Annotated in this window: 10 protein-coding genes; 2 read left to right on the top strand and 8 right to left on the bottom strand. The window is 35.8% G+C overall.

All coding sequences use genetic code 11. From position 1 onward, the window contains the following. The first annotated feature begins 128 nt into the window (after nucleotides 1-128). The gene (metK, locus tag FBR08_RS13030; protein ID WP_158963123.1) at nucleotides 129-1,421 is read left to right on the top strand and encodes a methionine adenosyltransferase; all 1,293 of its coding nucleotides are present in this window, start codon (nucleotides 129-131) and stop codon (nucleotides 1,419-1,421) included. A 79-nt stretch (nucleotides 1,422-1,500) separates the two neighbouring features. Here the strand turns inward: metK and FBR08_RS13025 are convergent, their stop codons facing one another. The 6 genes from FBR08_RS13025 to FBR08_RS13000 form a co-directional block, all read right to left on the bottom strand. Continuing rightward, on the bottom strand, nucleotides 1,501-3,012 hold the full coding sequence (locus FBR08_RS13025; protein ID WP_158963122.1) for a hypothetical protein: 1,512 nt from the start codon (nucleotides 3,010-3,012) through the stop codon (nucleotides 1,501-1,503). Nucleotides 3,013-3,024: 12 nt separating this feature from the next. Beyond that, nucleotides 3,025-4,518 carry an L-type lectin family protein gene (locus FBR08_RS13020; RefSeq protein WP_158963121.1) on the bottom strand — a complete coding sequence of 498 codons (1,494 nt, stop codon included), beginning with the start codon at nucleotides 4,516-4,518 and terminating at the stop codon, nucleotides 3,025-3,027. Next, on the bottom strand, nucleotides 4,508-5,161 hold the full coding sequence (locus FBR08_RS13015; protein ID WP_158963120.1) for a hypothetical protein: 654 nt from the start codon (nucleotides 5,159-5,161) through the stop codon (nucleotides 4,508-4,510). The genes FBR08_RS13020 and FBR08_RS13015 overlap by 11 nt, the downstream gene beginning before the upstream one ends. Nucleotides 5,162-5,724: 563 nt before the next feature. Beyond that, a complete protein-coding gene (locus tag FBR08_RS13010) occupies nucleotides 5,725-6,822 on the bottom strand; it encodes an inorganic phosphate transporter (protein WP_158963119.1) in 1,098 nt (365 codons plus the stop codon). Between the two features lie 17 nt (nucleotides 6,823-6,839). After that, a complete protein-coding gene (locus FBR08_RS13005; protein WP_158963118.1) occupies nucleotides 6,840-7,484 on the bottom strand; it encodes a DUF47 domain-containing protein in 645 nt (214 codons plus the stop codon). Nucleotides 7,485-7,764: 280 nt separating this feature from the next. Continuing rightward, nucleotides 7,765-8,274, bottom strand: coding sequence for a hypothetical protein (locus FBR08_RS13000; protein WP_158963117.1), 510 nt, complete (start codon nucleotides 8,272-8,274; stop codon nucleotides 7,765-7,767). A gap of 201 nt (nucleotides 8,275-8,475) precedes the next feature. On the opposite strand from FBR08_RS13000, the gene FBR08_RS12995 reads away from it, so the two are divergent. Beyond that, the gene (locus FBR08_RS12995) at nucleotides 8,476-10,104 is read left to right on the top strand and encodes an acyl-CoA carboxylase subunit beta (RefSeq protein ID WP_158963116.1); all 1,629 of its coding nucleotides are present in this window, start codon (nucleotides 8,476-8,478) and stop codon (nucleotides 10,102-10,104) included. A 185-nt stretch (nucleotides 10,105-10,289) separates the two neighbouring features. Here the strand turns inward: FBR08_RS12995 and FBR08_RS12990 are convergent, their stop codons facing one another. Together FBR08_RS12990 and FBR08_RS12985 are read right to left on the bottom strand one after the other, a co-directional pair. Then, nucleotides 10,290-11,231, bottom strand: coding sequence for a YeiH family protein (locus FBR08_RS12990; RefSeq protein WP_158963115.1), 942 nt, complete (start codon nucleotides 11,229-11,231; stop codon nucleotides 10,290-10,292). 70 nt (nucleotides 11,232-11,301) lie between these two features. Then, nucleotides 11,302-12,198: a LysR substrate-binding domain-containing protein gene (locus tag FBR08_RS12985; protein WP_158963114.1), complete on the bottom strand. Its 897-nt coding sequence runs from the start codon at nucleotides 12,196-12,198 to the stop codon at nucleotides 11,302-11,304. Nucleotides 12,199-12,402: the final 204 nt, after the last annotated feature.

The raw sequence follows: 12,402 nt of genomic DNA, 5'->3' as shown, positions 1-12,402 counted from the left end.
TGCAGTGAATTTCATAGGAGGAAAAATTTGTACTGATTGCAACCTCGGTAAAAAATGCTAAAGCAGAATATATTGTATCTTCACTTTAGCCATTTCCTCTTTTTTAAACATTTTAAAAAACATACCATATGGCTTATTACTTCACATCGGAATCTGTAAGTGAAGGACATCCTGATAAAATTGCAGATCAAATTTCAGATGCTTTAATTGACAATTTCTTGGCTTTTGATTTAGAATCAAAAGTAGCATGTGAGACTTTAGTTACTACAGGGCAAGTAATCCTTGCTGGGGAAGTAAAATCAAAAACCTATTTAGACGTACAACAAATTGCTCGCGATGTAATCAACAAGATTGGATATACGAAGAGTGAATATATGTTTGACGGTAATTCGTGTGGTATTTTATCAGCTATTCACGAACAATCGGCAGAAATCAGTCAAGGTGTTGAGCGCGCGAGTAAAGAAGATCAAGGAGCAGGTGATCAAGGAATGATGTTTGGTTACGCATCGACAGAAACGGAAGATTACATGCCGCTAGCCTTAGATTTATCGCATAAATTATTACAAGAATTAGCGGTAATCCGCCGAGAAAATACAGCCGTTACTTATTTGCGTCCAGACGCGAAGAGCCAGGTTACATTAGAGTATAATGACGACAATAAACCGGTTCGCATTGTAACGATTGTATTATCGACACAACACGATGATTTTATTCAAGCAGAAAATGCTAGTATGGAAGCTAAAATAGCTGCAGAGCAAGCCATGCAAGCTAAAATCAAACAAGATATCATCGCTGTTTTAATTCCTCGCGTATTGGCTAAATATCCGCAATATGAATATTTGTTCCAAAACAACGAAGAAATTGAATACTTAATCAACCCAACAGGTGTGTTCATCATTGGAGGACCACACGGGGATACTGGATTAACAGGAAGAAAAATTATCGTAGACACCTATGGAGGAAAAGGCGCGCATGGTGGTGGTGCTTTCTCAGGAAAAGATCCGAGTAAAGTTGACCGAAGTGCAGCTTATGCAACCCGTCACATTGCTAAAAACCTTGTTGCAGCAGGTGTTGCAGAAGAAGTATTGGTACAAGTTTCATACGCTATTGGTATTGCTAAACCAACGGGAATCTACGTTAATACCTATGGTACCTCAAAAGTAAACTTAACGGATGGTGAAATTGCGAAAAAAGTAAGTGAGTTATTTGATTTACGTCCTTACTTTATTGAGACAAGCTTAAAACTACGCAACCCAATCTACAGCGAAACAGCTGCTTATGGACACATGGGGCGCAAACCACAAGTGGTTACAAAAACCTTTACAAGACCAGGAGGAGAAACCAAACAAATGGAAGTTGAATTGTTTACTTGGGAAAAACTAGACCGAGTAGCCGATATTAAACAAGCTTTCCAATTATAAAAATATCCTATTATAGAAAAACGCTTAGCCTTTGCAGACTAAGCGTTTTTCTTTTTAAATCAAATTAACTTTCAAAAACTTACTGTACTTTATTCACTCCTTTATTCACTAATAGAGGTGGATTGCGATAGAGTGGAATTTCATCCGTAAAATTTAAGGTTACGGAGGCCGTTGTTGATCTGTATTCTTCCGTACTAATATCTACCCCTGTAGCGGGGCGTTTGTTTTTTATATCGTAATAAAACGTATAAGAACTTCCTCTATATCCTTCCACAGGTACAAATGTCACTTCTCCAGTATCAGTATCATAGGTAAACGTTCCTACTTTAGGCACCTCCAACTTAAATGGATCTGTATTAACAACATAACTTTTTGTTTTATCATCAAACACTTTAAATCGAAATGAAGATAAATCTAAAAACAAAATAGATTCGCTAGGTGGGTTTAATACCGAATACACATTCGAATCATATCCTATTGCGCTATATAAAGGTTTACTTACAAAGGGTCTATCATAGATTACATCGGGAATAACAATATCTTGCACCACAGGTGAAAAAGGCAAACTCAACGAAATATTTCGAATATGGGCTCGAATAGAAGCTGCCCCTGTTGCTCCGGTAAAACCCATCTTCATTGTTGTGGGAATAGTCAGTCCTAAATTTTTAATTTCTGAAGTTTGCAATCCTTGAATTAATTCTTCCTTATACTTAATACTTCCTGATTTTGGGACAAAGTAATTTTTTATTATAGAAGAATTATATATCCCATTTATTATATCTACAAAAATAAAAAAACCTTGTTGTCTAGTATAATCATCTTGTCCAGGCACAAAAGCTATGCGAATTTTTCGATATCCTATATCGCCTGGTTTAGCGTTCATTACCGCACTTCGAAGGCTAAATCGTTGTCCAACAAATCCTTTTTGCTTACTTATAGCTTGCCCTGTACTGCGATTCAAATATAGGTTTGTATTTTTTCTTGTTCCTATGGCAAAAAGAACGGGATAACCTTCATAGGGATTACTCGGATTATAGGGACCTCGTAAAACGACAAAATTTCCATCTTTTATCTCTGTTATACCGTTTCTTATTTCACTTCCTCCTCTTATTCTATTTTTATAATTTCCATATAAATCTAATCCCAATCCGAAAATACCTTTAGTAAAACCTGCTGTATGTACACCAGAATACTTCTGAGTATGTGCGTACCCTAAAGCACCTCCCTTATCTCCTAGACTAGGATTGGATTCAGCAGCATCAAAAAGAACCATACCAATACCATCTCCATATTTATCCTCCTCCATTCTCCCTATATCCAACCCAAATTCAAATTCTAAAATAAATCCTTTTTCTGTTGTGAAACTCAAATCATTCAGATACACTCCTGAATATTGATTTTGAGCATCTAATAGTTTAATTCCATTTTTACTGTACGTAACTAATCCAGATCTACTTTCACCCAACAAAGTAAAAGCATCCGCTTGCTGTCCTGAATTAAAGTAAGGGTATTGTGCAAAGATTTCCAAATTATTGGATAAACACAAAATAAGCAAGACTATTTTAATTGTTATACTTCTATCTCTTTCCATATGCATTTACTTTTAAATAGAGTTACCATTTACCATAATAATATCATTGCAATTGTATGTGAAATTTAATTTTATCATGGCATTATTTGATCGAAACTGTTCACCACCTAAATCAGTATTTCCTTGGATACTTTTCTTATTTTTGATATTAAAATAAACTTGATCTTCTTTTGCTACCATCCCGATTTTAGGCACAAATTCCACTTGCATAGTAACTGGATTATATTCATAACGCCCATTACTTGTTACTGCAATAAAGGGTTCAGTTGTCTTTACAAATTCCCCATTGACTAAAGTTGTAAATTGAAAACTATAGGGATCTAAATATTCTTTTTTACCTAAATCATCTAAGTTTTCTCCTTTTGAATACAAATTAGAATTAAAACCTACACTATGTTCCAAAACATCAAGTATGGTAGCATCATCTTTACACACTTGATCCACTTCTACTGTTTTAACTGAAGGAGAAAAGGGAAGGTAAATACTGATATTTCGAACAATATTTTTCTGATAGGCCGATCCAGTAGCCCCTATAAATCCAATTCTAAATGTTTGCGGCAGTACAACATGATTCATGACCAATGCATCAACAGTGTTGGTTTGCGCTTCATTATAAATAAGAAGTGCATTAGTCTGAATAAAATAAGAGTTTATTACTCGACTTGTTTCACTACCATGTACAATATCAACGTTTAAAAAAAAACCTGATAACGCATTCATCTTGCCTGGCAACATGCTTACTTCGACTCTTCTATACGAAAGATGTCCAAAACCAACATTGCTATCCATTTCATTATCACGTTCATTTTCTCTTAACTTAAACGAAAATCCTTTATTATCAGGAGCATCAAAGGTCGTTGAATATGCTCCTGTTTCCGCATCTAGTTGATATCTTTGGCCGATATCCCAAACACTTTGAGAAATCAATACAGGATATCCTGCTAATCCATCTCCTTGACCACGAACTGTCACATGATTCCCTTCTCTTCCATTAGTATAGATTCCATTTCTAAATTCTTCTGGATTAATAATACGACTTTTAAAATCACCGTATAAATCAAGTCCAATACTTAGCATACCCTTGGTTAATCCATTAACAGCATTTCCCGAACTTGTTGCCTTACGATAACTATATCCAATGCCCGATCCCGATGCTCCCATAGCAGGATTATCAACACTACCATCAAATAAAACCAAAGCAAGACCATTTCCCGCACCAAAAGGTGTTCCAGGTCCCTTTCCAGTCATAACATATTCAAAACGAAGAACAAAGCCACGATCGTTTGCAAACACTAGATCATTCAGAAAAAAACCTTTTGTTTGATTTTCTTTGGTAGTTAACTCAGCACCATATGTTTTAAAATCCACTTTATCTGAATTTGAAAATGGGCTAAAATCATCCCCTGATATCATCTGATTATGATAGGGAAACTGGGCATATAACACCGAAAACGGAAAAGAAATCAAGGTATATAAACCAAGAATATAATAGATTTTAGTCTTCATTATTTTTCACTATAATTATGTTCAAATAACTTGATGCGGTCATTTTATTTACATTTGACTTATACAGGAGATACTGTCTACCATTTTCGGTTATAATAGTAGGTACGGTATTAAAGGATGCCACATCATATCCTGTTACGACAAACTTCACTTCGTTTTCCTCCCAAATAGTCATGCCACTTGTGTCCCCTAATTGTTTGCTATATTCATCATATAAATACACTTTCTGTTCGGAGGCTTCATGCATTTTAATCGGAAAAGCAGGCATATATATCCATTGCTCACTTATTGCTGGAAATTGCAATCCTTGTATCTTTTGATTTATTTTCTCAATTTCTTCCGTTAAGGTCGAATCTAAAGCCAATAACTCCCAACGATTTCCCGACCAAAAATAAAACCCTTTGGTCGAAATACTTCCTTCTCCATTATTAAATACAACAACGCCTATAGGATTTGAACCGCCTGCTAAGACTGTTTCTTCACTCAAGGCTACTCTTGGAAACAAAACTCCTTTATCAGAAGCATCCAGGTCCAACAAAGCCGATTGATGAGGCTCTACAGTACCAATTCCTACATTTTCTTGTGCTTGTATGTTTCTTGTAACGAATACAAAAAGAATCATAGCTATTATTTTCTTCTTCATTCTTTTATTTTTTAATGGCACAAAGAAAGAGAAGAAGTAAAAAAGTAAATGGGTAAACTGTAAAAAAGTAAATGTAAACTCCCATTTACCTTTTTTCCATTTACGATATACACTAAATTTTAATAAAAAAAACACGACTAATCAGTTCGTATACTATAAGAATTTTTTCTACACACTATACTGAAATTCCAATAAACATCCAGCTTTACTGTGTTTTAGGTTGTTTCAATTTATTGGCAATCACGGGAAAACTTACCCTTTTAAAAAAAGAATTTTAGTTGAAATATATTTTACTTTATTTTTTATTGTTTTTATTTTTTGTGTCCGACAGGTCTTTTCGGTAGACTTATTTTTTTGTTTTACAGCTATAAAACATCCTATAACAGAAAAAACAAAGCTATTTTATTCTCTTTTTCTACTCGACTAGCACTATTAAGAGGATAAAACTTGACTGAGGATTGTGATTTTTATTCCAATATAAATTGAAAGTCAAAAAAAGTCAAAAAAAAAAGGAATGATTTTTCAATCATTCCTTTTCTATATCAAGTAAAGTTTGCGTCTAATTAGACTACTGCAGCTACAATATAATATACAATCATAGCGATGATAGCCGATACAGGGATGGTCAAAATCCATGCCCATAATAAGTTAATTGTAACTCCCCAACGCACTGCTGATACGCGTTTTGTTACACCTACTCCAATGATAGAACCTGTAATGGTATGTGTTGTTGAAACGGGAATACCCAAGTGTTCTGTAACGTATAGTGCAACTGCACCTGCTGTTTCAGCTGCAACTCCTTCTAGAGGTGTTACCTTGGTAATTTTACTTCCCATTGTTTTAACGATTTTCCATCCACCAGATAATGTTCCTAAACCAATGAATAAGAAAGAAGCTAAAGGTACCCACCACCAGTGCTCTACGAACACTTTAAACGTATCTACTCCTTCTACTAAATAATCAGGATCCATATCCACATTAACGTGATAGAAGATTACAGCAGCACCAATAATACCCATTACTTTTTGGGCGTCGTTTCCTCCATGTCCTAAAGAGAATAATGCAGAAGAAACTAATTGTAAGCGCTTAAACCACTTTTCACATTTGTAGTGGTTTTGATTTCTACAAATCCACATGATGGCGATGGTGATAAAATAAGCGAGGATTAAACCCAATAAAGGAGCACCGAAAATAAACAAGAAGATAGGAATTACTTTAGAATACTCCACAACATCTACTCCATCGATTGAGAAACCACCAGCATGAGCAACAGCAGCCCCGATAAAACCACCTATCAAGGTGTGAGAAGATGAAGAAGGAATACCTAACTTCCAAGTGGCTAAGTTCCAAATAATGGCAGCAATTAAACCTGCAAAAATAACTTCTAAGCTAATAAAGTTCTCGTTTACGGATTTGGCGATGGTATTACCAATCTTAAATTCACCAATAATGTATAAGGAGATAAAATAAGCTGCAAAGTTAAAAGCCGCAGCCCAAAGCACTGCTTGGAAAGGCGTTAAAACTCGTGTTGTTACAATCGTAGCAATTGAGTTTGCGGCATCGTGAAAACCATTGATATAATCAAATCCCAGGGCTAATACAATAATAATAATTAGCATTATCCCACTTTGATTACTCAATATTTCTGTAAAAAATTCCATATACTTGCGCTAGATCATTAAGAGTATTTAACGATAACAGTTTCTAAAACATTAGCAACGTCTCTACAACTATCTGTAGCCGTTTCTAATGCCACCATTACCTCTTTGTATTTTATAATTTCGATCGCGTTATTTTCGTTTTCAAAAATATCCGCTACGGCCTTATCAAAAACTTTATCCGCTTTTCTTTCTAAGCGCGAAATGTTTTTACATACAGTTGCTAACTCTTCTAGCTTTTTTAAATCTTTCAAATGTAATAGTCCTTTGTACACTTCACTACAAGCTTCTAAATTCGCTTCAGTCAATTTGCGCAAAGGCTTTGTAATTTTGTCAATTTGATACAATCTCATACGAGAAGCAGCATCAGATAAATGATCCGCTACATCATCAACCGCAGTAATTAAACTGTGAATATCTTCTCTATCAAAAGGAGTGATAAAGTTTTTTCCCAATTCAATTCTTGTTTTTTGTGCGATCGCTTCGATTTCCACCTTAATTACTTCAACATCTTTAAGTAATTTCTCTCTCTCCTTAGCTGGTGTATTCACAGCCTCATTCAGCGTTTCTGATAATTTCTTAAGCTTTACAGCTGCTTGTTCAAATAAAGGATAAAACGTTTTGTCCTTTGGAACTAAAAATTGAAAAATGTTATTCAATGACATTATATAAAATATATGTTATAAACAGCGACAAAATTACGCAATAAAATCAAGCGAATGTTTCCTTAACGTTAATTTTTACGTCAAAACATGGTTTATATCGGTTTTCCTTATACTAAACCCCTCTATTTACTGAATAACAACTACTTACAAAATTAATATTGGAAATAAAATTCAATAATCACTTAACATTAAGGTAACATTGAGATAATACAGTATACTATATTCTTAGCGCCAATCTTACACAACCTACTGAAATTCAGTATTTTTAACTTTTTATTCCCTATTCTTGATTCTTGACGATCCAACGGGCAATTCGATGTGCATTAAACACGAAGAGATAGCCCAAAACTAAATTGAATACACTAACAAACCAAAAATTGCCTGTTTGAACGTATTCGCAGGGGGTTTCTGTGGCTGTCGCTTTGAACCAAAACCAGGTATTGCTCAAAAATGAAGGGAGATGATGAATGAAAAGACTTACTCCCACAAAAAAGATTCCCAACTGTGCAAGCATAGCTAACGTAAGGGAAGCAGGCAAGGAAAGAACAGGATTAGAAAAGGCTTGTTCGATTTTTAGCCAATCCACTAATTTTCCTGCATATCGGAATAGCAGCACTAATAAGACCAAGGTAATCAATAAAGTTACCGCATTGGCTCTATTCGCTTCTAAAACATCGTAGGTTGTAGCCACTTCTATTGCGATAAAAGGAATGGTAGAAAAAAAGACATCGATTAACAAAACTAATACGACCAGTTTAATCACCAATACGAATAAATCTCGCACTTGCATATTCTATTTTTTTAGTTGACACTATAAAATTAACAAAAATACCGCTATTTATTTGATGCTCCCTTTGTTGATGAATTACTTTCTTTTGTATTGTCTTTTATATTTACGCATTCCTGAATATTAACGCTATTGTTATTCCTATATATTTTAATTTTGTACTTTAGCGAAAACTAATAACATTATACAACAACCTAGATAACTATGGACATTAACTTCAATAAAAACGAAGATCACAACAAGTTATTGCTTTCAGATTTAAAACGAAAACTAGCAAAAGTTAAACTTGGTGGAGGTGAAAAACGAATTGAAAAATTACACCAACAAGGAAAAATGACGGCCAGAGAGCGCATTGACTATTTATTAGATCCTAAGACAAATAGTATAGAGATTGGTGCTTTTGCCGGAGATGAGATGTATGAAGAACACGGAGGATGTCCTTCTGCTGGTGTTGTAGTCAAAATAGGTTATATCAAAGGAAAACAGTGTATCGTCGTAGCGAATGATGCTACAGTAAAAGCGGGTGCTTGGTTTCCCATTACAGGAAAGAAAAATTTACGCGCACAAGAAATTGCGATAGAGAATAAACTACCTATTATCTATTTAGTAGATAGTGCGGGAGTATATTTACCCTTACAAGATGAGATTTTCCCTGACAAAGAGCACTTTGGAAGAATTTTCAGAAACAACGCCATCATGAGTAGCATGGGCATTACGCAAATTGCTGCTGTAATGGGGAGTTGTGTTGCAGGTGGAGCTTACTTACCTATTATGAGTGATGAGGCTTTAATCGTAGATAAAACAGGGAGTATTTTCTTAGCAGGAAGCTATTTGGTAAAAGCGGCAATTGGAGAAAGTATCGATAACGAAACCCTAGGTGGAGCGACAACGCATTGTGAAATTTCAGGTGTTACCGATTACAAAGCAAAAGACGATAAAGACGCTTTAGATACCATCAAAAATATTGTAGATAAGATTGGCGATTTTGACAAAGCGGGTTACAACCGAATTGCAGCGAAAAAACCAGTTGCTGATCCCAATGATATTTACGGTATTTTACCTAAATCGCGTGCGGAACAATACGATATGATGGAAATCATTAAACGCTTGGTTGATGAATCTGAATTTGAAGAATACAAAGCGGGATACGGTCAATCGTTAATTACGGGATACGCTCGTATTGATGGATGGGCTGTAGGAATCGTTGCCAACCAACGCAAGGTAGTCAAAACGAAAAAAGGAGAAATGCAGTTTGGGGGAGTTATCTATTCCGACTCTGCGGATAAAGCCACTCGTTTTATTGCCAATTGCAACCAAAAGAAAATTCCATTGGTTTTCTTACAAGACGTAACAGGGTTTATGGTAGGTTCTAAATCTGAACATGGAGGAATTATCAAAGATGGAGCAAAAATGGTGAACGCCGTTTCAAACTCTGTCGTTCCTAAATTTACGGTAGTAGTAGGAAACTCATACGGAGCAGGTAATTATGCAATGTGCGGAAAAGCGTATGATCCACGTCTAATCTTTGCGTGGCCAAGTGCGGAACTTGCGGTAATGGGAGGAGCACAAGCTGCAAAAGTATTGTTGCAAATTGAAGCTTCTTCTTTAAAAGCAAAAGGCCAAGAATTATCAGCGGAAGAAGAACAAAAATTATTCGATACGATTAAAGCGAAATACGACAAACAAGTTTCACCTTATTATGCTGCTGCTCGTATTTGGACCGATGCCATCATCGATCCATTAGATACGAGAAAGTGGATTTCTATGGGAATCGAAGCGGCGAATCACGCGCCTATCGAAAAACCATTCAACTTAGGTGTTATTCAAGTATAAATATAAAAAAATCGGCAATTTAAAATTGCCGATTTTTTTTATTGTAAAGTTGTTGTTTTTTGCTCTTTGCCTTTGTGAAGTTGTAAATTCTCTACAAAACACAAACCTCACAAGAAAAGTAAAGTTGCTTTTTTGTTTTTTGTGAAGTTCTGAATTCTCTACAAAGCACAAACCTCACAAACAAACTATACATATAAGATATACGCTAAGGAACTTACCGAAATAAACACCCACAACAAGACACCTTCAATAAAGGGTTTTGCGCCTACGTTTTTCACGGTTCTAAAGGATAATGACGTACCGATTAAAAAGAGCGTTAGCGTCAAAGCGGCTTTGGATACTTCTACAATATAAGGGCCTAAAGGTTGAATAAAAGGGATATACGAATTAGCTAGCATGGCAAGGATAAACAACCCAATGAAGTAGGGTATTTTTACCTTTGATCCTTTGTTTTTGAAAAGCATCGTCGACAAAAAGGCAACCGGAATCACCCATAAGGCACGGGCTAATTTAACCGTTGTAGCGACTTCTAAGGCTTCATCACCATATTTTGCGGCTGCACCTACTACAGAACTTGTATCGTGAATGGCAATCGCTGACCATAGCCCAAAATCCACCTGACTCAACCCCAATGCATGTCCAATTGGAGGAAAAATAATCAAGGCGATAGAATTCAAGACAAAAACAATCCCCAGGGCCACGGAAATTTGTTTTTCATCTGCATCAATAACAGGAGATACAGCAGCAATCGCACTACCTCCACAGATAGCAGTTCCCGATGAAATCAAATAGGATATTTTCTTGTCTATTTTAAGGAGTTTTCCTATTCCAAATCCCAATACAAGGGTTAAGAAAATGGAAAAAATGGTCAAAACAAATCCGTCTTTTCCCGCGGCTAAAGCGCTGTAAATATTCATACCAAAGCCCAAACCTACCACGGCGACCTTTAGCAGTAATCCCGTCGCTTTTTTCGTTTGTTTGCCATAAGGATTTTCAAAAATCTGGGCGTATATAATCCCCAAGACTAAAGCTGTAGCGGATGAGATAAAGGGAAATAAACTCAAAACGGCCAAACCGATGAAAATGATTTTACTTCCTAGGGCTGTATTACTATTTTGTAGGGTCATACGGTATGTATTTTAACCCTACAAAGGTCAATCATCTTGAAAGGCGAAAAAAATACATAATAGTTATGGGCTATAACTTTAGGTTATATGATTTAATGAATCGAATAAACAGTTCTACTAAGGCACTCTCCTGCCCTTGGCGCTGTACAATGCTGAACTTTCTGCGAATATCCAATCCGTTAATATCGACAACGACCAATTCATTATACTTTAATTCCTTGAGAATGGCGTGAATCGAAAGAAAAGCGAAGCTATCGGAATGTTTCAGGTACATTTTAATACTCTCAGTACTAGAGAAATTCATTTCATTGCGCAATTGATTGAGCGAGATGCCCACTTGATTTAAATTGCTTTCAATAACATCCAAAGTTCCCGACCCTGCTTCTCTCAACAAAAAAGCGTACTCTTTCAATTCCTGCGGTTCAATCACTCCCGTTTTAAACTTAGGATTCTCTAATCGACAAACCAGAACAATCTCATCGTCAATGAAGTCAATGTATTTAATTTGTGGATTTTTGGAACATCCCTCCACAATGCCGACATCTATATTTTTACTCAATAACAACTGCTCGATAACGGCTGAGTTTTCAGATAATACATCCAAATGAATATCGTGTACTTTCCCTCTGAATTCCGCTAAAAGTGGTGGTAAAACATATTGAGATACGGTGGTACTCGCTCCAATGCGCAAGTTTCCATCCATTTTTGCATTCAAGGCATGCATGTCAAACTCTAAATTGCGATAAGTGGAGAATATATCTTCAGCATAGGTATAAAGCAATTGCCCTGATTCGGTTAAGCGAATAGTAATGCCATCTCGCACAAATAACTTGGTTTGATAATGGGATTCAATTTCTCGAATATGCTTGGATACAGCCGGTTGTGAAATCAACAGCTCTTTGGCTGCCTTCGTAAAGCTTTCTCTTTTGGCAACCGTATAAAAAACCTTCAACCGAAAATCAAACATAATTAACCTCTTTCTTTAAAGCTTCCTCCGCAGTATACATGGAAACCATTCCAAACAAAAATACTCAAAATAATGAGAGGGTGTTTTTGTTTTTTTGTGCTTTTGTGAGTTTGAGTTTGCCTCCCGTGATTCTATTTTTTGTTTGCATTTGACCACCCAGTATCAAAACATCTATTCCATTCGCAACAAATGGAGTTTCTCTCT

The organism is Myroides fluvii, from assembly GCF_009792295.1.
In the GTDB taxonomy this organism is placed as follows: Bacteria; Bacteroidota; Bacteroidia; order Flavobacteriales; family Flavobacteriaceae; genus Flavobacterium; species Flavobacterium fluvii_A.
The sequence above is the reverse complement of the archived record's forward strand: the minus strand, read 5'-3'. Positions and strand labels throughout refer to the sequence as shown.

Coding starts and splice junctions, on each gene's coding strand:
- FBR08_RS13010 (WP_158963119.1), bottom strand. CDS start 6,822: ATGGAATTTTTTACAGAAATATTGAGTAATCAAAGTGGGATAATGCTA.
- FBR08_RS12995 (WP_158963116.1), top strand. CDS start 8,476: ATGGACATTAACTTCAATAAAAACGAAGATCACAACAAGTTATTGCTT.
- FBR08_RS12985 (WP_158963114.1), bottom strand. CDS start 12,198: ATGTTTGATTTTCGGTTGAAGGTTTTTTATACGGTTGCCAAAAGAGAA.
- FBR08_RS12990 (WP_158963115.1), bottom strand. CDS start 11,231: ATGACCCTACAAAATAGTAATACAGCCCTAGGAAGTAAAATCATTTTC.
- FBR08_RS13000 (WP_158963117.1), bottom strand. CDS start 8,274: ATGCAAGTGCGAGATTTATTCGTATTGGTGATTAAACTGGTCGTATTA.
- FBR08_RS13020 (WP_158963121.1), bottom strand. CDS start 4,518: ATGAAGACTAAAATCTATTATATTCTTGGTTTATATACCTTGATTTCT.
- metK (WP_158963123.1), top strand. CDS start 129: ATGGCTTATTACTTCACATCGGAATCTGTAAGTGAAGGACATCCTGAT.
- FBR08_RS13025 (WP_158963122.1), bottom strand. CDS start 3,012: ATGGAAAGAGATAGAAGTATAACAATTAAAATAGTCTTGCTTATTTTG.
- FBR08_RS13005 (WP_158963118.1), bottom strand. CDS start 7,484: ATGTCATTGAATAACATTTTTCAATTTTTAGTTCCAAAGGACAAAACG.
- FBR08_RS13015 (WP_158963120.1), bottom strand. CDS start 5,161: ATGAAGAAGAAAATAATAGCTATGATTCTTTTTGTATTCGTTACAAGA.